The sequence below is a fragment of the Burkholderia sp. BCC0398 genome (assembly GCF_902833245.1).
GTDB lineage: Bacteria > Pseudomonadota > Gammaproteobacteria > Burkholderiales > Burkholderiaceae > Burkholderia > Burkholderia sola.
This window is the reverse complement of record NZ_CADFEM010000003.1, coordinates 427,068-444,375: the sequence shown is the minus strand read 5'-3', so window position 1 is coordinate 444,375 and position 17,308 is coordinate 427,068. Positions and strand designations below refer to the sequence as shown.

Annotated in this window: 23 protein-coding genes and 1 tRNA gene; 18 read left to right on the top strand and 6 right to left on the bottom strand. The window is 65.9% G+C overall.

Translation table 11 applies throughout. From position 1 onward, the window contains the following. Nucleotides 1–11 precede the first annotated feature (11 nt). A complete protein-coding gene (locus tag HWX76_RS08630) occupies nucleotides 12–1,166 on the top strand; it encodes an enoyl-CoA hydratase/isomerase family protein (RefSeq protein WP_050012689.1) in 1,155 nt (384 codons plus the stop codon). Between the two features lie 131 nt (nucleotides 1,167–1,297). Here HWX76_RS08630 and HWX76_RS08625 read toward each other — a convergent pair whose 3' ends face one another. Next, nucleotides 1,298–1,726 carry a hypothetical protein gene (locus tag HWX76_RS08625; RefSeq protein WP_006484223.1) on the bottom strand — a complete coding sequence of 143 codons (429 nt, stop codon included), beginning with the start codon at nucleotides 1,724–1,726 and terminating at the stop codon, nucleotides 1,298–1,300. Between the two features lie 341 nt (nucleotides 1,727–2,067). On the opposite strand from HWX76_RS08625, the gene ssuD reads away from it, so the two are divergent. The 9 genes from ssuD (at nucleotide 2,068) to HWX76_RS08580 (ending at nucleotide 8,442) form a co-directional block, all read left to right on the top strand. Beyond that, the gene (ssuD, locus tag HWX76_RS08620) at nucleotides 2,068–3,225 is read left to right on the top strand and encodes an FMNH2-dependent alkanesulfonate monooxygenase (protein WP_050012553.1); all 1,158 of its coding nucleotides are present in this window, start codon (nucleotides 2,068–2,070) and stop codon (nucleotides 3,223–3,225) included. A gap of 16 nt (nucleotides 3,226–3,241) precedes the next feature. Then, nucleotides 3,242–4,054 (top strand): aliphatic sulfonate ABC transporter permease SsuC, encoded by an 813-nt coding sequence (gene ssuC, locus HWX76_RS08615; RefSeq protein WP_050012554.1) that lies wholly within the window; start codon nucleotides 3,242–3,244, stop codon nucleotides 4,052–4,054. Next, nucleotides 4,051–5,010, top strand: a complete 960-nt coding sequence (locus HWX76_RS08610) for an ATP-binding cassette domain-containing protein (RefSeq protein ID WP_050012555.1) — start codon at nucleotides 4,051–4,053, stop codon at nucleotides 5,008–5,010. Before ssuC ends, HWX76_RS08610 begins: the two co-directional genes overlap by 4 nt. Nucleotides 5,011–5,066: 56 nt before the next feature. After that, entirely contained in the window at nucleotides 5,067–5,282 is a 216-nt protein-coding gene (locus HWX76_RS08605; RefSeq protein WP_006476104.1) for a TOBE domain-containing protein, read from the top strand. Nucleotides 5,283–5,429: 147 nt separating this feature from the next. Then, nucleotides 5,430–5,627: a hypothetical protein gene (locus HWX76_RS08600; protein ID WP_050012556.1), complete on the top strand. Its 198-nt coding sequence runs from the start codon at nucleotides 5,430–5,432 to the stop codon at nucleotides 5,625–5,627. 7 nt (nucleotides 5,628–5,634) lie between these two features. Further along, nucleotides 5,635–5,880 (top strand): hypothetical protein, encoded by a 246-nt coding sequence (locus HWX76_RS08595; protein WP_050012557.1) that lies wholly within the window; start codon nucleotides 5,635–5,637, stop codon nucleotides 5,878–5,880. A 129-nt stretch (nucleotides 5,881–6,009) separates the two neighbouring features. Next, entirely contained in the window at nucleotides 6,010–6,996 is a 987-nt protein-coding gene (gene dusA / locus HWX76_RS08590) for a tRNA dihydrouridine(20/20a) synthase DusA (RefSeq protein ID WP_239468935.1), read from the top strand. Between the two features lie 54 nt (nucleotides 6,997–7,050). After that, a tRNA-His gene (locus tag HWX76_RS08585) sits at nucleotides 7,051–7,126 on the top strand. An 803-nt stretch (nucleotides 7,127–7,929) separates the two neighbouring features. Continuing rightward, nucleotides 7,930–8,442 (top strand): GNAT family N-acetyltransferase, encoded by a 513-nt coding sequence (locus HWX76_RS08580; protein WP_050012559.1) that lies wholly within the window; start codon nucleotides 7,930–7,932, stop codon nucleotides 8,440–8,442. Nucleotides 8,443–8,536: 94 nt separating this feature from the next. Here HWX76_RS08580 and HWX76_RS08575 read toward each other — a convergent pair whose 3' ends face one another. Then, nucleotides 8,537–9,001 carry a hypothetical protein gene (locus tag HWX76_RS08575; protein WP_050012560.1) on the bottom strand — a complete coding sequence of 155 codons (465 nt, stop codon included), beginning with the start codon at nucleotides 8,999–9,001 and terminating at the stop codon, nucleotides 8,537–8,539. Between the two features lie 280 nt (nucleotides 9,002–9,281). Between HWX76_RS08575 and HWX76_RS08570 the strand changes: the two genes are divergently transcribed. Next, a complete protein-coding gene (locus HWX76_RS08570) occupies nucleotides 9,282–9,692 on the top strand; it encodes a hypothetical protein (RefSeq protein WP_050012561.1) in 411 nt (136 codons plus the stop codon). A gap of 647 nt (nucleotides 9,693–10,339) precedes the next feature. On the opposite strand, the gene HWX76_RS08565 is transcribed toward HWX76_RS08570, so the two are convergent. Beyond that, nucleotides 10,340–11,083: a DUF695 domain-containing protein gene (locus HWX76_RS08565; RefSeq protein WP_050012562.1), complete on the bottom strand. Its 744-nt coding sequence runs from the start codon at nucleotides 11,081–11,083 to the stop codon at nucleotides 10,340–10,342. 183 nt (nucleotides 11,084–11,266) lie between these two features. Here HWX76_RS08565 and HWX76_RS08560 point away from each other — a divergent pair, with 183 nt between their 5' ends. From HWX76_RS08560 to HWX76_RS08545, 4 genes are all read left to right on the top strand, one after another. Then, complete coding sequence (locus HWX76_RS08560) at nucleotides 11,267–11,575, top strand: hypothetical protein (protein WP_011545327.1); 309 nt, start codon at nucleotides 11,267–11,269, stop codon at nucleotides 11,573–11,575. Between the two features lie 46 nt (nucleotides 11,576–11,621). Next, nucleotides 11,622–11,864, top strand: coding sequence for a hypothetical protein (locus HWX76_RS08555; protein WP_176015696.1), 243 nt, complete (start codon nucleotides 11,622–11,624; stop codon nucleotides 11,862–11,864). A gap of 103 nt (nucleotides 11,865–11,967) precedes the next feature. Further along, nucleotides 11,968–12,510, top strand: a complete 543-nt coding sequence (locus HWX76_RS08550; RefSeq protein WP_050012564.1) for a hypothetical protein — start codon at nucleotides 11,968–11,970, stop codon at nucleotides 12,508–12,510. Between the two features lie 161 nt (nucleotides 12,511–12,671). Then, nucleotides 12,672–13,145, top strand: a complete 474-nt coding sequence (locus HWX76_RS08545; RefSeq protein WP_089488409.1) for a VOC family protein — start codon at nucleotides 12,672–12,674, stop codon at nucleotides 13,143–13,145. Between the two features lie 119 nt (nucleotides 13,146–13,264). Here HWX76_RS08545 and HWX76_RS08540 read toward each other — a convergent pair whose 3' ends face one another. Further along, nucleotides 13,265–13,627 carry a hypothetical protein gene (locus HWX76_RS08540; RefSeq protein ID WP_124630406.1) on the bottom strand — a complete coding sequence of 121 codons (363 nt, stop codon included), beginning with the start codon at nucleotides 13,625–13,627 and terminating at the stop codon, nucleotides 13,265–13,267. 21 nt (nucleotides 13,628–13,648) lie between these two features. On the opposite strand from HWX76_RS08540, the gene HWX76_RS08535 reads away from it, so the two are divergent. Further along, nucleotides 13,649–13,876, top strand: coding sequence for a hypothetical protein (locus tag HWX76_RS08535; protein WP_080334187.1), 228 nt, complete (start codon nucleotides 13,649–13,651; stop codon nucleotides 13,874–13,876). Nucleotides 13,877–14,023: 147 nt separating this feature from the next. On the opposite strand, the gene HWX76_RS08530 is transcribed toward HWX76_RS08535, so the two are convergent. Together HWX76_RS08530 and HWX76_RS08525 are read right to left on the bottom strand one after the other, a co-directional pair. Continuing rightward, nucleotides 14,024–14,647 carry a phospholipase D family protein gene (locus tag HWX76_RS08530; protein ID WP_050012566.1) on the bottom strand — a complete coding sequence of 208 codons (624 nt, stop codon included), beginning with the start codon at nucleotides 14,645–14,647 and terminating at the stop codon, nucleotides 14,024–14,026. A gap of 331 nt (nucleotides 14,648–14,978) precedes the next feature. Continuing rightward, nucleotides 14,979–15,467 (bottom strand): helix-turn-helix domain-containing protein, encoded by a 489-nt coding sequence (locus tag HWX76_RS08525; RefSeq protein WP_006476090.1) that lies wholly within the window; start codon nucleotides 15,465–15,467, stop codon nucleotides 14,979–14,981. Nucleotides 15,468–15,654: 187 nt separating this feature from the next. Here HWX76_RS08525 and HWX76_RS08520 point away from each other — a divergent pair, with 187 nt between their 5' ends. Beyond that, on the top strand, nucleotides 15,655–16,092 hold the full coding sequence (locus HWX76_RS08520; RefSeq protein WP_050012568.1) for a PaaI family thioesterase: 438 nt from the start codon (nucleotides 15,655–15,657) through the stop codon (nucleotides 16,090–16,092). A 141-nt stretch (nucleotides 16,093–16,233) separates the two neighbouring features. Beyond that, nucleotides 16,234–17,286 (top strand): NADP(H)-dependent aldo-keto reductase, encoded by a 1,053-nt coding sequence (locus HWX76_RS08515; RefSeq protein WP_050012569.1) that lies wholly within the window; start codon nucleotides 16,234–16,236, stop codon nucleotides 17,284–17,286. Nucleotides 17,287–17,308 lie beyond the last annotated feature (22 nt).

The window sequence follows — 17,308 nt, the reverse complement described above, 5'->3', positions numbered from 1 at the left end:
GGATGACCGTCATGACCGATTCCACTCCCGCCGCCGTTTCCGCCGAATCCGCCCAGCCTGACGTGCGCGCGTACGTCGCGAACCGCATCGGCTTTCTCGAACTGAACCGGCCGAAGGCGCTGAATGCGCTGTCGGTCGGCATGATCCGGCTGATGCAGCAGGCGCTCGACGCGTGGCGCGACGATCCCGACGTCGTCGCGGTCGTCGTGCACAGCCCGCATCCGCGCGCATTCTGCGCGGGCGGCGACGTGCGCTTCTTCCACGACGCGTGGCGGCGCGGCGACCGCGATGCGGTCGACACGTTCTTCATCGACGAATACACGCTGAACCATGCGATCTTCACGTATCCGAAGCCGTACATCGCGCTGATGCACGGCGTCGTGATGGGCGGCGGCATGGGGATATCGCAGGCGGCGCGGCATACGGGCGGCCTGCGCGTCGTGACCGACTCGACGAAGATGGCGATGCCCGAAACGCGCATCGGCCTGTTCCCGGACGTCGGGATGAGCTGGTTTCTCGCGCGCACGCCCGGCGCGATCGGCCGCTATCTCGCGGTGACCGGCGCGACGCTCGACGCGGCCGGTGCGCTGTACGCGCAACTCGCCGACGTCTATCTGCCCGACGCCGCGCTGCCGGCGCTGCTCGACACGCTGCGTACCGCGCGCATCGACAGCGGCGCGCAGGCCGTCGCATGCGTGAAACATGCGGCAGCCGCGCACAAGGTCGTGCCGACGCCCGACACGTCGGCGCTCGCCGATGCGCGTGCCGGGATCGACCGGCATTTCGCGCAGCCGGACATCAACGCGATCCTCGCGTCGCTCGACGCCGAGCAGGATTGCGCGGCGGTCGACGGCTGGGTCGAGAAGGCGACCCACGCGACGCGCGAGCAGTTGTCGCCGCTGTCGATGGCCGTGTCGCTCGAAGTCGTCGAACGCGCGCGCGGCGCGACGATGGCCGATTGCCTGCGGCGCGATCTCGATCTCACGCGCTCGACCTTCGCGCGCGGCGACGTGATCGAAGGCGTGCGCGCGCTGATCGTCGACAAGGATCACCAGCCCGTGTGGCGTTTCAAGTCGGCTGCCGACGTCCGGCGCGCCGACGTGCTCGCGATGTTCGACAGCCCGTGGGCGCCCGACGCGCATCCGCTGCGCGAGCTGAAGGACTGACGTCGATCAGGCTGAACCGCGCGAGCCGATCGACGCGCGACACGGAAACGAAAAGGCCGCGTGCACGATGCACGCGGCCTTTTTCATGGAAGTCGGCCGGTCCTGAAGGGCGCGTCGCCCGCGCCGCGGCGTTATTCGTCGCCCGCGTCGTCCGACATGAACGCGCGCATGAACACGAGCGCGCCGAAACCCCACACCGCATTGGCCGCGAAGCCGGCCGCGAGCACGGGCATCATGTTGCCCGACGGCCAGATGCCGCGCAGCGGATCGATCGCGAACACGCGAGCCGCCGTCAGCACGATGCCGCCGAACACGAGTGCGCCGATCCACGATGCTTCGCGTTCCGGCGACACGCGCAACAACCACGCCATCGGAATCGCGCAGCACGCGCTGATCAGCGCATTCGCGACAAATTCAGGAATGCCGAGCGGCGCGAACGGTTGTGTCGAGAAGCCGGTTGCGGCGATCAGGTCGGCCGTGTGAAGGAGGGCGAGCGTGGCCTCGCGGAAGAACAGTGCGGCCAGGAAGCCGGACAGGAAGGGCAGGATGACTTTCTGCATCGATGAGTGCACCGCAGGCGCGCACGGCCGGGGCCGGGCGCGCGGAGTTATTCGGATAGGTGCGCCATTATAGGGCCCGGCCGCGGCGATATTCGCTCCAGCGTCGTGCTAATCACGAAAGCGGAAAACCTAAGCTCAAAAAAATCGTTCCAAAGCCCTGTACCGGTCCCTAGACTGATTTCCCAGAAACAGCCGTGCAATCGCGTCCTCGTCCGCGGCACGGCCTGACCGGCGAGCCATCCCGATTCGAATGCACACCATGCATGCGTCGCTCATCCGCGACGCGAGCAGGGCGATGTCTTTTTCAAATTTCGGCAGTGACAGTCAAGCAGGAGCAGCAGATGAATGTGTTCTGGTTTATCCCCACGCATGGCGACAGCCGCTATCTCGGCACGGCCGAAGGCGCGCGAGCCGCGGACTACGATTACTTCAAGCAGGTCGCCGTGGCGGCCGACACGCTCGGCTACGACGGCGTGCTGCTGCCGACCGGCCGTTCCTGCGAGGATGCGTGGGTCGTCGCGTCGAGCCTGATTCCGGCGACGCAGCGTCTGAAGTTCCTGGTCGCCGTGCGTCCCGGCATCGCTTCGCCGGGGCTGGCCGCGCGGATGGCCGCGACGTTCGACCGCCTGTCGGGCGGCCGCCTGCTGATCAACGTCGTCACGGGCGGCGATGCGGCCGAGCTCGAAGGCGACGGCCTGTTCGCCGATCACGACACGCGCTACGAGATCACCGACGATTTCCTGAACATCTGGCGCGGGCTGCTGACCGCGTCGCACGACAACGGCGGATTCGACTACATCGGCAAGCACCTGCAGTCGAAAGGCGGCAAGGCGCTTTATCCGCCGGTGCAGCATCCGCATCCGCCGCTGTGGTTCGGCGGCTCGTCGCCGGCCGCTCACGCGATTGCCGCCGATCACATCGATACCTACCTGACCTGGGGCGAGCCGCCCGAGGCCGTCGCGAAGAAGATCGCCGACATCCGCGCCCGTGCCGACGCGCGCGGCCGCAAGATCAAGTTCGGCATCCGCCTGCACGTGATCGTGCGCGAGACCGAGGACGAAGCATGGCGCGACGCCGAGCGGCTGATCAGCCGGCTCGACGACGACACGATCGCGCGGGCGCAGAAGGCGTTCGCGAACATGGATTCGGAAGGCCAGCGCCGGATGGCCGCGCTGCACGGCGGCAAGCGCGGCGGCCGCGAGGCGCTCGAGGTCTATCCGAACCTGTGGGCCGGCGTGGGGCTGGTGCGCGGCGGCGCCGGCACGGCGCTCGTCGGCAATCCCGAGCAGGTCGCCGAACGCATGCGCGAATACGCGGATCTCGGTATCGAGACGTTCATCCTGTCCGGCTATCCGCACCTCGAGGAGTCGTATCGGTTCGCGGAACTCGTGTTCCCGCTGATCAAGGGCCAGGGTGTCGAGAAGGCGGCCGGTCCGTTGTCGGGGCCGTTCGGCGAGATCGTCGGCAACAACTATCTGCCGAAGACGAGCCAGAGCTGAGCGACGGAGGCTTGCGATGACAACGAAAACGTCGAAGACGGGCGTCGCCGTGGCCGCCCGCGCATGGCGCGGCGTCGCGCCGTGGCTCGTGCCGCTCGCGTTGCTGGTGGTGTGGGAAGTCGGTGCGCGCACCGGCTGGCTGTCGACCCGCGTGCTGCCCGAGCCGGTGGCGGTCGTGCGCGCGGCCTGGTCGCTCGTGACGTCGGGCGAAATGTGGGCGAACGTGAAAGTGAGCACGTGGCGCGCGCTGTTCGGCTTCGCGATCGGCGGCGGCGTCGGCCTCGCGCTGGGGCTTGCGACCGGGCTGTCGAAGGCCGCCGAGGTCGCGCTCGACTCGACGATCCAGATGATCCGCAACATCCCGGCGCTCGCGATGATTCCGCTCGTGATCCTGTGGTTCGGCATCGACGAGAAGGCGAAGCTGTTCCTCGTCGCGCTCGGCGTGTTCTTCCCCGTCTACATCAATACGTATCACGGGATCCGCTCGGTCGACGCGAACCTGATCGAGATGGCGAAGAGTTACGGCGTGCGCGGCTTCGCGCTGTACCGCGACGTGATCCTGCCGGGCGCGCTGCCGTCGATTCTCGTCGGCGTGCGTTTCGCGCTCGGGCTGATGTGGGTGATGCTGATCGTCGCGGAAACGATCTCCGCGCAGTCGGGCATCGGCTACATGACGATGAACGCGCGGGAATTCCTGCAAACCGACGTGGTGGTGGTCGGCATCCTGCTGTACGCGGTGCTCGGCAAGCTGGCCGATGTGCTGGCGAAATGGATCGAGCGCGTGACGCTGCGCTGGCACCCCGCCTATCAATCAGGAGCAAAGGCATGAATGCGACGACTTCGGCGGCCGCCTACGGCCCGCTCGCCGGCGCAGACCTCGAGGCCGAGTTGGCGCAGGCCCGCGTCGCGGACGGCGATGCGCGCGATGCGGCCATCCTCGAACGTGACGGCGGCGCATCGGTCGTGCCGCTCGCGCGGCGGCGCGCGGGCGGTCCGGCATCCGACGACGCGGTCACGCTGTCGGGCGTCAGCAAGCGCTTCGGCGCCCGCACGGTGCTCGACAACGTCGAGCTGAACATCGCGCGCGGCAGCTTCGTCGCGATCGTCGGCCGCAGCGGCTGCGGGAAATCGACGCTGCTGCGTCTCGTCGCGGGACTCGAGCAGCCGAGCAGCGGCGCGCTCGTGACGCACGGCGACGGCGGCGGCGCGCTCGATACGCGGATCATGTACCAGGACGCGCGCCTGCTGCCGTGGAAGACCGTGCTGCAGAACGTGATGCTGGGCCTCGGCCGCGGCGCGCGCGACCGGGCCCGCGCGGTGCTCGACGAAGTCGGGCTGCTGGAACGCGCGAACGACTGGCCCGCGCAACTGTCGGGCGGGCAGCGGCAGCGCGTCGCACTGGCCCGTGCGCTCGTGCACCGGCCGCAACTGCTGCTGCTCGACGAGCCGCTCGGCGCACTCGATGCGCTGACCCGCATCGAAATGCACGCGCTGATCGAGCGCCTGTGGCGCGAACATCGATTCACCGCGCTGCTCGTCACGCACGACGTGCAGGAAGCCGTCGCGCTCGGCGACCGCATCCTGCTGATCGAGCAGGGGCGGGTGGCGCTCGACCAGCCGGTGCCGCTCGACCGGCCGCGTGCCCGCGCGTCGGCGGCCTTCGCGGCACTCGAGGATCGCGTGCTGAAACGCGTGCTCGCCGGCGGCCCCGGCGCGGTCGATCAAGACACGCAGCATGAAGCAGACAAGGTTCGACCGGTCGGGCAGATCCGCTGGGCCGTTTAATGCCGGGCGGCTCCGGCCGCCCGTTCTGAGACTTTTTCTTCGGAGCGATCATCCCGATGAGCATCACCGCAATCAACGTACGTAACCAGTTCAAGGGCAAGGTCAAGGAGATCATTCGCGGGTCCGTGGTCTCCGAAGTCGACGTCGAGACGCCGTTCGGCATCGTCACGTCGGTGATCACCACCCGTTCGGTGGACGAACTCGAACTGAAGGTCGGCGCCGAAGTCGTCGCGCTCGTGAAGTCGACGGAAGTCTCGATCGCGCGTCTCTGAGCGCGTGGGTCGCGCGTCGGTGCGGCGCCGCCGGGCAGGCAACGTGCCCGGCGGCGCCGCATTGCATTCGTGGAGCGCGTTTGCCTCGGTATTCGACTGCCGGACGAAGTGCTAGGATGGAACGACACCGATGCCGGAGGCGAACGCATGACCCCCATCCTTTCCCCCGAAGCCATCGAGGCGCTGAAATGGATCGACCAGTTCGGCGACAGCCGGCCGGTTCCCGCCGCGTTCAATGACGTTATCTACGCATTGCTGAACGACGGGCTGATCTATCAGGCGACGGCCGACCGGGTCGACCTGACGGCCGATGGCCGGTCATTTTTGTCAGACGAATACGATTGAGCGCGCGATGGAACCGAGAGGCAGCGACCTCGGCGATTTCAGCGAGCCGTACCGCGGCTTCGAGATCGAGGTGAAGACCGAGCAGGTCTGGGACGGCGAGCATGCGCATTACCGCGTGCTGCGAGGCGATACCGTGCGGATCGACTGGCGGCTGGTCAAGGTCGACGGGATGCTGTTGACCGAGCGGCACGTGATCGAGCGCGTGTTCGACGAGGCGCGCCGGGCGGTCGATGCGGAGCTGGGCGACCGGTAGCGCGCGTGTCGGGCGGGCATGGCCGGGATTGCGGTAAAATACCCGGTTGTTTCCGCGCCGCCTGGCCTGTACCCGAATTCCATGTCCGTTTCGTCCTCGCTTCCTCCCCGCCGTGTATCGGTCGCGCCAATGCTCGACTGGACCGACCGCCATTGCCGGTCGTTCCACCGCACGCTGACGCGCAATACGTGGCTGTATACGGAGATGATCACGACGGGCGCGCTGCTGTTCGGCGATGCCCAGCGGCATCTTGCGTTCACGCCGAGCGAATCGCCGGTCGCGCTGCAACTCGGCGGCAGCGAGCGGGACGACCTCGCGCGCGCGGCGAAGCTCGGCGAGCAGTGGGGCTACGACGAAATCAACTTGAATTGCGGTTGCCCATCCGAGCGCGTGCAACGCGGCGCGTTCGGTGCATGCCTGATGAACGAGCCGCAGCTCGTCGCCGACTGCGTGAAGGCGATGCGCGATGCGGTGTCGGTGCCGGTCACGGTCAAGCACCGGATCGGCGTCGATGCGGTCGAGGACTACGCGTTCGTGCGCGACTTCGTCGGCACGGTGGCCGAGGCCGGTTGCGAAACGTTCGTCGTGCATGCCCGCAACGCGATCCTGAAGGGGCTGTCGCCGAAGGAGAATCGCGAGATCCCGCCGCTCAAGTACGACTATGCGTATCGGTTGAAGCGCGATTTTCCGTCGCTGGAGATCGTGATCAATGGTGGCATCACGACGCTCGATGAAGTCGCGCAGCATCTGGAGCATGTCGACGGCGTGATGCTCGGCCGCGAGGCGTATCACAACCCGTACGTGCTGGCGGAGGTCGATGCGCGCTTCTACGGATCGAGCGCGGCGGTGCCGACGCGCGAAGCGGCCGAAGCGCAACTGATCGCGTATTGCGCGGCCGAGCTGAAGCGCGGCACCTACCTCGGCGCGATCGTGCGGCACGCACTCGGGTTGTATCGCGGCATGCCGGGCGCGCGTGGCTGGCGTCGCGTGCTGTCCGACAACAAGAAGCTCGCACGCGGCGATCTGGCCGTGTTCGACGAGGCACGCGCGCATCTGAACGAAGCCGAAGAATTTTTTGAAAAAAAGGCTTTGCAAGATTCAAAAGTGTTCGTATAATCTTGTTCTTCGCTGCTGAAACAAAACAGCGAAACGAAGCAAGCAGTATCAGTGGTGGCTGTAGCTCAGTTGGTAGAGTCCAGGATTGTGATTCCTGTCGTCGTGGGTTCGAGTCCCATCAGCCACCCCAACAAATTCAAGCAAAAAGCCCGGTTCATTGAACCGGGCTTTTTGCTTTCTGGCGTTCGGACACAGCTAATGCGTGTCTTGGTCCCGGCTTCTTTAACGAAGTGGCATTCCCGTATTCAGCGAATCAACCACGGCGCCATTTCGGCCTCGCGCGCGTCAAAAGAGCGGTTGCATAAATCGAGTCGTCCCGGCGATATGACTTCGCTACCGAATATGAGACCTCGAATGAGACGACGCGGGCAGGTATCGGAATCGGGCGCGCGATCGTTCGTGGTATCGACGGATGGCCGCTTGTCCCGCATCGCCGATGTGGATGACGGAGATGGCGACGAGGCCCCCGGGCCTGCTTCGTATCGCGTTTCCTTGTCGTTGCGCTGACAACGTTCGTACCATGCTCGCGCCGTTTCCTTTCCCGCCTAAGGTTCCCGCGCGCCGTGCCGTTATCTTCTCTGGACAGCCCTCGTGCCTCGAATGCTGATCCGTTTTCTTGCCTGCTCGCGCTAAACGCGAGCGGGCTTTTTTCGTTTACGGCCGCTCGTAACCGGCTGATTGGCGGAATCGAACAAGGGCTTGGCGCAAACCGACAAAGCGCAACAGTCTTACATGCGTGTAATGTAGGACCTTCCTCGTGCCCTCATGCTTTGCAGGGCCGTTCGATCCCGACGACCGGAGAAGGTGTCGGGATTTTTTTTGGGCGCTCGCCGACGATCGCCGACAAGCCCTGCGAAATGCATCCCGCAAAGCGCGGTATATTTTGCGACGACACAGGCCGATCAAGAGAACCTACACGAGGAGTGGCTATCGATGCCGGACACGGTCACACTGCGCGCCGCGACGCGGCCCGACGCGAGCCACATTGCTCGCCTGCACACGCTGAGCTGGCAAACCGCCTATAGCCACATCCTTCCGGCCAGCTATCTGTCCGACGAGGTGCCGACGGAGCATGCGATCCGGTGGCGCAACTATTTCGATCGCAACGAGAGTGAGTGGGGTCTCGTGCTGATCGCCGAGTCGAACGGCGAGCCCGTCGGCTTCGTCAGCGCCGAGCGCCCCGTCGATCCGGCGCTGGGTGTGCTGCTCGACTGCCTGCACGTTCATCCTTCGCATCACGGCGGCGGCACGGGCAAGCGCATGATCGAAGCCGTTCGCGCATGGGCTCGCTCGATCGGCGTGGACAAGGTCCATCTGCAGGTACTCGAGGGCAACGTGCGTGCGATCGGGTTCTACGAACACAACGGCTGGCAATTGGCCGGTGTCGAAACGTGTCGCATCGGCCAGACGCAAGTCACCGACCGGATTTACGCAATCCACGCTTGAACGCCGGCCGGCATCGATGCGAGCGGCGGCAAGCGAGTGCAATTGCGCCTGGCTGCTAGGGAAGCGCCGGGTGAAAGCCGAACGGGCTTTGCCCTCACTCGCCGCAATACCGCACAAGCAAATCGGCTTCGGTCTCGTGAATTTCGACGGGCAAGATCGTCGCGCCGGCATAGGCGAGATAGCGCGCGCGATGCTGGCCGTTACGGAACGATGCGACGCCGATTTTCGACAGGCCGGGAATGCCGAGCAACGTTCGCGTTCTCGTCTCGCGAAACGTGATGAACGGCATGTCCGGAATCCGGTCCTGGCCCGGATCGAGAAATTCGCGAATGCCCGCGGCTTTTCCAGGGGCCCAGTACTGGACCGACGGCAACACATAGTCGGTGGTGTCCCGGTCGGCGCAGGCGAGCAGTTTACTCAGGTCGATCGTCACGACCCGATGGCGAGAGTCGTCGGACGAGAATACCCGCTTGAGGTGCGTGTAGGCATAGGGAACGTGCCCGGGAAGCTGGACGATCCAGACATCTACGCCGCTTTGTCGTGCGTGAGCGAGCGTCATTATTTCCTCTGGTAGCGCAAGCGGTCTTTGTGATCCGAGTTTAGCAGCGCGGACGGCTGCGCAGCAGGTCGAGACCAAAAATAGGAAAACAGAGCGACTTGCGGCTCAATCTGCAAAAGGAATGGGGGCGGCCATCCGTTGACGGCCCATATCGACGGGCCGCAACAATATCGCGATACGGCCAGCGAGAATGAAGCGCTGCGCGAAATTCTCGCAAGATTCATACTGTGTGGCGAAGCATGCGTCACGCACCGGGCATCACGAAAACTGAGAGGGCACATTGAACGGAGAGGCCAAGTCGTCGAAACTCGAGATCGACCATCTCGATTACCGCTTCACGGCAACGCTCGAAATCACGGAGTCCGGCCGTACCGCCGTTGTCGACAGGCAACTCGAGTCCGAGGTACGCAGCAAGACGCTCGGGTGGATCGTGTTCGATCGTTTTCTCGAGCGGAACGATTTCGCCGATGAGGCGGACGCGCGCGCCAATATCGTCGACTGGCTGGCGCGGCTGGCCGATCCGAGGTCCGTTGCCTCGGCCGAGATTGCGAAGGCGCGCGCGGTGGCAACCGGCGTGGTGGCGGCAGATCTGTCGACAGCCGAAATCGTCGGCGGCGTCGCTATTGAAATCGCCGGCAATCTCGACTGGATCGATAGGACGGTCGACTGGTTTTCCAGTGGTGCGTTGTAGCGACGAACGCGTGTTTTCGTGACGTAGATCATTGCGCGCAAGAAATTCCGCACATAAAAATGAGATGGAAATCGCATTGCGCAAAAAAATAGAATAATCCTGCTTTGACAATATCTGCGACTTACCGGAAACTGCCGCGGGTCTGAAAACGAGATTTGAATTAAAAAGAAATAAAAGGCTGGAATGAAAAACCGAACGCGGTCGGCCGGTTCCTCGCGCTTGAATCACGATGGTATTCGCCGGCACGCGCGCATGCCGGTTGCCGTCGCGTTGTCACTAAAGGGTGAGTTGCCGCACAGACCGTCGCGCAGCCCGCGATCACAATTTGACCGGTTGACCGTTCTTCCCCGGCCCGGTCAACCGTTTCCCCGCTCGCTCGTGCAGGAGCGGGGGCTTTTTGCCCCCCCGACGCCGGAAGATTGCGTCGGCGGAATCGGACAGGCGTTCGGCGGGCTGCGCGACGGCACACGTTCGCCCCCGACATCCGTTCGCCCGATCCGGACGAATTGCTTTCCTCGTGCCTGAGCGAACCCTCAGGCCCATCGCCGGTCCTTGCCGGCGATGCCTTGTCCCGGCGGCGCGTCACAGCGCTGCCGGGATGTTTTTTGCGTCACGTCACATCGCGCGTCACGGGCATCGCGCTCCGCTCAGCCCGCCTGTTCGACGCTGGTTTCCCATCCGTCATAGTTGCCGCCGAGCGCGCGCACCTCGCGATTGAGCGCGACCGTGTGGCGCGTGACGTCGGCGAGCGCCATCGTGCCTTCGTGCGAAAACCGCACCGCCGACTTGCCGTCCTCGGTCGGCGCGACCGATTCGACCGGATAGCCTTTCGCTTCGGCCCAGTCCGCGAACTGGTGCGCGTCGCTCGGGTCGGGGAAGTACGCCCAGTGCATCACGCGCCGGCTCACGTCCGGCGCGTCGCCTTGCTGCCGCAGCGCGTCCAGCGTGCGCATGTCGCGCATGATCTGCCAGTCGTCGTCGGTCGGGTAGAGCGTCTGCCAGTATGTCGTCTTGTCGGGGTCGTCCTGATGGGCATACTGAAGCGCATAGGTCGTCTGGTCGGCCAGCGAGTCGACGATCTCCGCGGCCGCCTCTTCGTCGAACGGCACGTAGAAAAGAAAATCCCGGTTGCCGTCGACGGTGATGCGGCCGACCTGCACGCCGCCTTTCGCGACGATCGCGGCGTCGAGCAGATCCTCGATCTTGGCGAGATCGGCGAATTCGTCGCCGGTCGGCAGACCTTCGGGCGACGGATGTGCAAAGGGGACGCGCACGCTGAGCAGCGACGTGCGCGGATCGCCTTCGGCGATTTCCGCAAAGCCGTGATTGAAGCTGATGAAAGCCTGATGGTCGCCCATTCTGGCAGGGAAGGTTCCCCAGGCGTCGCTCATGTGTTTCTCCCGTACACGATTGTCTGTTGACGGTTGCAAAGCGTCCCAATGTATCATCGAAAATCGCGTTGGCCGGAGCCGCGCACCTGATCGCGGGCCGTGTGCGCCGCGCCCGCGGGATCCGGGCTGTTCGCAGCGCGCCGCATGCATGCGGCCGGCCGCAAAAATTCAAGGGAGATGCCGATGTCGACGTTCGCGGTGAATGGTGTCCGAATCGATCCGCTCAGCGCGCGCGTGACGCACGTGCGCTGGGCGGCCGTGAACCCGGCCGATCGCTCGTGGGCGGCGACGCCCCGCGAGGCCCCGGTGGCGGACGTGGCGCGCGCGCTTGCGTCCGGTAACGATGTCCGCGCGATCTTCTCGGCCTCGGACACCACCGCAATCGGGCCCAGGCTGAAACGCGTGCTGTATCGCGATGCGTCGGAAGGCATCGAGCTCGACATCGATGCAACGAGCGAGTCGCGCACGTTGCGCGATCTGCCGCAGATCTGACCGCGAGCCGTTTCCCCAACCGAATCGCGCGAACGCGCCCACGACCATGTCCAGATTCGCCATTTTTCCGCTGGCATTCGCGCTTTGTCTGGCGCTTGCCGCCTGCCAGACCGCGTCCGGGCCGACGCCCGTGCACCCGTCGCCCGAAACCGCGTCGACGACCGTTCCCGCATCGTCGCCGCCGGCCGCGCCGATTCGCGGCATCGGCGTCGCGCCTCGTCTGGCCGGGCAGAGTCACGCGGCCGTCGGTCAATGCACGACCGACGGTACCGTCAACGTATGCAATTGACCGGCGTCGGCGCGATGGCGCGTGATGCGTGCAAACGGAATCGGAATCCCGACATGTCGCCCGCGTCGATGGACGGGCGGCCGTCGACACGAGCCGGCGAGCAATGAACGACGAACGCGAAACGACGGATTCCGGCTGGCACGTCGATCCCGTTGCGGGAACGGTCACCGGCGCGTTGCCGGTGACGCTCGCGGTCGACAGCCGAAGCCTGAAAAGCAGGGCGGTCGTGTGTGCGGGGCTGGCCGCGGCGAGCCTGTGCGGTTACGTGGCCGCCCCGACGCTCTGGCCGCTAGCGGCGCTGGCCGCGTTGCTGGGGCTCGCCAGTGCCGCGTTGTTCGTCTCGTCGCGGCGCAAGCTGGCGCTGCAGGTCGACGAGACGGGCTTCCGGCTGATCGGTTCCGCCCGCGAAAAACCCGTCACGCCGTGGCGGGACGTCGCTGAATTCCGGATCGTCAGCGTCGCCGGTAATCGTTACATCGGCTACCAGTTCTCCGTACATTCTTCCCGTACGAAGGTGCCGGGCGGCGTGATGCTGCCGATTGCCCGGTTTGCCGATCTTCCGCTCGACGCGGTGGCCGCGTTGCTGGAGGCTTGCCGCCGGCAGTTCGGCTTGCCGGACCAACCGGCCGACCGAACGGGCCGGTAACGCCCGATGCGGCTTCCTGCGCGCCCCGTCACTCGAGCAAACAGAAAAATCCCGGGCGCCGTGTCGATTTCCGCGGGAGTCGTCCGTCGTAGCATCGGAGGCGTGCGCATCGCGCGTCCGTCCCGATTTTCGATACGACAACCGACTGAAGGAGCGACACCATGGCCACATCCGTCAAGCCGATCCCGGAAGGGATGCGCACGCTGACCCCGCACCTGATTTGTGCGGGCGCTACCGCCGCCATCGACTTCTACAAGCGCGCGTTCAATGCGACCGAACAGTTTCGCCTCGCGATGCCCGACGGCCGGCTCGCGCATGCGTGCCTGGCGATTGGCGATTCGACGCTGATGCTGGTCGATGAAATGCCCGAACACGGCGCGCTGGGGCCGAAGGCGCTGAAAGGCACGCCCGTCTGCCTGCATCTGTACGTGCCGGACACCGATGCGGCGATCGAGAGGGCGGTCGCGGCCGGTGCGACGGTCACGATTCCGGCGGCCGACATGTTCTGGGGCGATCGTTACGGGCAGGTCGAGGATCCGTTCGGGCATCGCTGGTCGCTGGCGACGCATCAGCGCGATCTGACACCCGAGCAGATCGCGGACGCCATGGCCAGCGCGCCGCCCTGCGGCAGTTGAATCGACACCGTCGCACGAGCGCGGCGACGGCGGCGACGGGCAGCGCGGCGGCTTGATCGCGCCGCGCCGGCCTGGCTCGTCGGCGGTCATGCGCGGGCCGTCCGGCCGCGCTGCTTGTGTTAGTCCATCCGCCGATCGGCCGAGCCAAGCAGGTCGGCGACGGTGCGATGGCGGGCGGGATCATAGGCAACGTGTCCGACCGGGCCGCCACGTCGGCCGGTTTCGGTGCGATTTGCGTGAGTCTTGTCTCGTGTCCCGACTGTCAGGTCGGTCATGGTTCGTCGAACAGTATTGCGCACGGTTCGATGCATCGCCACGCTGCAACTCCCGCCGCGGCGGCGATCGGGTTCGCGAGTGTCGGTGAAGATGCGGCGAGAAGCGAGGGGCATCGGCCCGCGTTCCGTCCCGATGCGGAATCGGACCCGCGATGCCTCAAGGGCGCGCGTCGCCCTGCCGTAAACAGGACGAGTCCAATCGTTCATCTCATCTCATCCGATCGCACCATGGTTCGAATTCTGTACGCGGGCTATCTCGCGTTTGCGCTGTATCTCCTTTACCCGCTGGTTCAGAACACGCTGATGTTCAGCACCGCGTGCGTGCGCAGCGTGCTGCCGATGGGCGACCACGGGCTGTCGGCGAATTCGGCCAGCGGCGCGGACGGGCACGCGAGCCGTTGTGTCGCGAGCGCGCCTGCGCGCGTCGCGACCGGGCGGGCGCCGGAAATCCATTGAACGCGGCGCGTCGCGCGTGAAGGGCGCTTCGCGACGCCGCGTGCTGGCCATTCGGCCGAATTGAACATCGCGCCATGCTCGCCGATCATCTGCAACGCGGCGGCAGAAATGCGAGGGGCGAGCGCCACGAGAAAGCGTGTGTCGGCGTCAGTAGCTGGAGCGATACGGCGTGCCCTGGTCGAAGCGGCTTTGCCAGTGCGTGAGGTAGCGTGACGCGAGTTGCGGGTTGTTCCAGACCACGACGACGTTCTCGGAATTGCGGCTGGCCGCCGACGCACTGTAGTTGAACGAACCCGTTTCGACGTGCTCGGCGTCGATCACGAGGTACTTGTCGTGATGGATCGCATAGGCATCGATCGTGCGCGTCGGGATGCCGGCGTTGACGAGCAGGTTCAATGCCTGCTTGCTGCTCTTCGCGCGATTGCCCTTGTCGTCGACGACCACCGCGACGTTGACGCCGCGGCGCTTGGCGGCAAGCAGCGCGCGCGCGACGGGCGGCGACGTGAACGAGTACGCGGCGACCCGGATCGAGGTGCGCGCCGCCCCAATCGCTTTCAGCACGAGCGCCTCGGCGCCGCCGTCGGGCGAGAATGCCGATTCGACGACCTGGGTCGCGGGGGCTTCGTGAGTGGGGGCCGGCAGCCATCGCGACACGAGGTCGATCGCTTGCTGGAGCAGCGATTCGCTTTGCGTCTTGCCGAAGGCGGCGAAGGGTGTGGCGAGCAGGGAAGCGGCGAGACAGGCGGCGGCGAGGCGATTGCGCGACAACATCTTGGACAGCGAATAATTTCGAGACAGCGGGCCGTGAGTGTAACGCACGCATGCCGGCCCGGTCACGCGCGGATGCGAAACGAGGGCGTGCGCAGTGATCGGCAGGGGTGGACAGGGTGACGCAAAGTTGCGTTATGCAGCCGGTGCGGGCGAGCGGGCGATCAACGCACAGCGATAGTGCCGGCGATGGCAGGCGATTGCGTTTGCCGTTGCGGCGCACCGGCGTGCGAACGATGCGTGCGCCGGCGGGCGGACTGCGACTCGATGCGGCCTGTGGCCCAAGCGTATGTCTAGCAGGCGCGTCGGAACGACATCCGCGCGCGACGTATCGTCAATCCGTGGATGCGGACGCCTCGGTCCCGTCGGACGCGATCCATCCGGGCCCCGGCTCGGGCTGCACGTCGCGTGCGTCGAGCGGTTCGCCGCACGCCGAGCATACGGTGACCGCGTGCATCAGTTGCCCGCAGGCCCGGTGGCGTAATTGCACCGGCGGCCCCTGGCCGTCGTCCTTCCAGCGATCGCCCCACGCCATCAGCGCGAGCAGGGCCGGGTAGAGGTCGAGGCCCTTTTCCGTCAGCCGGTATTCGAAGCGCGGCGGGCGTTCCTGATACGCGCGCTTGACGAGCACGCCTTCGTCGACGAGCCGCGCGAGCCGTTCGGCCAGCACGTGGCGCGTCAGGCCAAGCTGGGCCTGGAACGCGTCGAAGCGGCGGCAGCCGAGGAATGCGTTGCGCAGGATCAGCATGGTCCAGCGGTCGCCGAGCACGGCGAGCGTGCGCGCGACCGAACAGTTCAGCGTGCCGATGTCATCCCATTTCATTGTCGAGTCTCGTGCCCGTTGCGGCAGTCTTGCGGCGGTTCAGCGAAATAGCGGGTTCGATTATAGAACCCGCCTTCGGTCGCAACGGGCGCAGGCGCGTTGACAACGGCCCGCCTCGTTGACAATAATGAGTTCCAATTTAGAACTTACTCGCGCGGCGACGCGCTTTCAACCCGGAGACAACCCGATGAACCCGCTTTCCCTGTCTGGCCTCGATCTGCTGCGTGCCGCCGCGTCCGGAGACGCGCCCCTTGCGTCGATTTCCGAGACGATTCCGATGCGCCCGCTCGACGTCGAGCTCGGTTACGTGAAGTTTTCGGCGCGGGCGGACGGCCGGCACCTGAACCCGCTGGGCGGCGTGCACGGCGGGTTCGCCGCGACGGTGCTCGATTCGGTCACCGGGTGCGCGGTACATTCGATGCTCGACGCGGGCGTCGGTTACGGCACCGTCGATCTGCACGTGAAGATGCTGCGGCCCGTGCCGCGCGACGTCGACCTGATCGCGGAAGGACGCGTGATTCACCTGTCGCGTTCGCTGGGCGTCGCGGAGGGCACGCTGAAGACGCCGGACGACAAGATCGTCGCGCATGCGTCGGCGACCTGCTTCATCCAGCGACCGCAGTGACGGAGCGCGGCCGCATCCGGGCGGGCGCGTGAACGCGCGGGGCAGCGCTGGAGGCCGCCTGTAAGCGTGCGCCGCGCCTGCCTGAAGCAGTTGCGTCAATGTGATAGCTTTCCTGCTTTCCACCGACGCGACAGGAACAGCATGGAATACCGCACACTCGGCGATTCGGGTCTCGAGGTCAGCCTGATCGGTCTCGGCACGATGACGTGGGGCGAGCAGAATTCGGAGCGCGACGCGCACGAGCAGATCGACTACGCGCTCGGGCAGGGCGTGACGCTGATCGACGCCGCGGAGATGTATCCGGTGCCGCCGAAGCCCGACACGCAGGGCCGCACCGAGCAATACATCGGCACCTGGATCGCGCAGCATCGCGCGCAGCGCGACCGTATCGTGCTCGCGACGAAGATCGCGGGCCCGGCGCGGCAGCCGCACAATCCGCGCCATATTCGCGGCGAGGGCAACCAGTTCGACCGCAAGAACCTGACCGAAGCGCTCGACGGCAGCCTCAAGCGCCTGCAGACCGACTATGTCGATCTCTACCAGTTGCACTGGCCCGATCGCAGCACGACCACGTTTGGCCGGCCCGCGTATCCGTGGGTCGACGACACATACACGGTGCCGATCGAGGAAACGCTCGGCGTGCTCGCGGAATTCGTGAAGGCCGGCAAGGTGCGCGCGATCGGCGTGTCGAACGAAACGCCGTGGGGTGTCGCGCAGTTCCTGCGCGCGGCCGAAAAGCTCGGGCTGCCGCGCATCGCGAGCATCCAGAATCCGTACAGCCTGCTGAACCGCACGTTCGAGAACGGGCTGTCGGAATTCACGCATCGCGACGGCGTCGGCCTGCTCGCGTATTCGCCGCTTGCGTTCGGCTGGCTGTCCGGCAAGTACGAGAACGGCGCGCGTCCGGCCGGTGCGCGCATCACGCTGTTCGAGCGTTTCCAGCGCTACAGCAAGCCGCAGGCCGTCGAGGCGACGTCGCGTTACGTCGCGCTCGCGCGGCGTCACGGGCTGTCGCCCGCGCAACTGGCGCTCGCGTTCGTCAACAGCCGCCCGTTCGTGCGCAGCAACCTGGTCGGCGCGACGTCGCTCGAGCAGTTGAAGGAGAACATCGGCAGCATCGACGTGGCGCTGTCCGACGAGATCCTCGCCGAGATCGACGCATTGCACGAACGGCAGCCGAACCCGGCGCCGTAAACGGCACGCGGCCCGCGCGGCA

Coding starts and splice junctions, on each gene's coding strand:
- HWX76_RS08630 (WP_050012689.1), top strand. CDS start 12: ATGACCGATTCCACTCCCGCCGCCGTTTCCGCCGAATCCGCCCAGCCT.
- HWX76_RS08625 (WP_006484223.1), bottom strand. CDS start 1,726: ATGCAGAAAGTCATCCTGCCCTTCCTGTCCGGCTTCCTGGCCGCACTG.
- ssuD (WP_050012553.1), top strand. CDS start 2,068: ATGAATGTGTTCTGGTTTATCCCCACGCATGGCGACAGCCGCTATCTC.
- ssuC (WP_050012554.1), top strand. CDS start 3,242: ATGACAACGAAAACGTCGAAGACGGGCGTCGCCGTGGCCGCCCGCGCA.
- HWX76_RS08610 (WP_050012555.1), top strand. CDS start 4,051: ATGAATGCGACGACTTCGGCGGCCGCCTACGGCCCGCTCGCCGGCGCA.
- HWX76_RS08605 (WP_006476104.1), top strand. CDS start 5,067: ATGAGCATCACCGCAATCAACGTACGTAACCAGTTCAAGGGCAAGGTC.
- HWX76_RS08600 (WP_050012556.1), top strand. CDS start 5,430: ATGACCCCCATCCTTTCCCCCGAAGCCATCGAGGCGCTGAAATGGATC.
- HWX76_RS08595 (WP_050012557.1), top strand. CDS start 5,635: ATGGAACCGAGAGGCAGCGACCTCGGCGATTTCAGCGAGCCGTACCGC.
- dusA (WP_239468935.1), top strand. CDS start 6,010: ATGCTCGACTGGACCGACCGCCATTGCCGGTCGTTCCACCGCACGCTG.
- HWX76_RS08580 (WP_050012559.1), top strand. CDS start 7,930: ATGCCGGACACGGTCACACTGCGCGCCGCGACGCGGCCCGACGCGAGC.
- HWX76_RS08575 (WP_050012560.1), bottom strand. CDS start 9,001: ATGACGCTCGCTCACGCACGACAAAGCGGCGTAGATGTCTGGATCGTC.
- HWX76_RS08565 (WP_050012562.1), bottom strand. CDS start 11,083: ATGAGCGACGCCTGGGGAACCTTCCCTGCCAGAATGGGCGACCATCAG.
- HWX76_RS08560 (WP_011545327.1), top strand. CDS start 11,267: ATGTCGACGTTCGCGGTGAATGGTGTCCGAATCGATCCGCTCAGCGCG.
- HWX76_RS08555 (WP_176015696.1), top strand. CDS start 11,622: ATGTCCAGATTCGCCATTTTTCCGCTGGCATTCGCGCTTTGTCTGGCG.
- HWX76_RS08550 (WP_050012564.1), top strand. CDS start 11,968: ATGAACGACGAACGCGAAACGACGGATTCCGGCTGGCACGTCGATCCC.
- HWX76_RS08545 (WP_089488409.1), top strand. CDS start 12,672: ATGGCCACATCCGTCAAGCCGATCCCGGAAGGGATGCGCACGCTGACC.
- HWX76_RS08540 (WP_124630406.1), bottom strand. CDS start 13,627: ATGAACGATTGGACTCGTCCTGTTTACGGCAGGGCGACGCGCGCCCTT.
- HWX76_RS08535 (WP_080334187.1), top strand. CDS start 13,649: ATGGTTCGAATTCTGTACGCGGGCTATCTCGCGTTTGCGCTGTATCTC.
- HWX76_RS08530 (WP_050012566.1), bottom strand. CDS start 14,647: ATGTTGTCGCGCAATCGCCTCGCCGCCGCCTGTCTCGCCGCTTCCCTG.
- HWX76_RS08525 (WP_006476090.1), bottom strand. CDS start 15,467: ATGAAATGGGATGACATCGGCACGCTGAACTGTTCGGTCGCGCGCACG.
- HWX76_RS08520 (WP_050012568.1), top strand. CDS start 15,655: ATGAACCCGCTTTCCCTGTCTGGCCTCGATCTGCTGCGTGCCGCCGCG.
- HWX76_RS08515 (WP_050012569.1), top strand. CDS start 16,234: ATGGAATACCGCACACTCGGCGATTCGGGTCTCGAGGTCAGCCTGATC.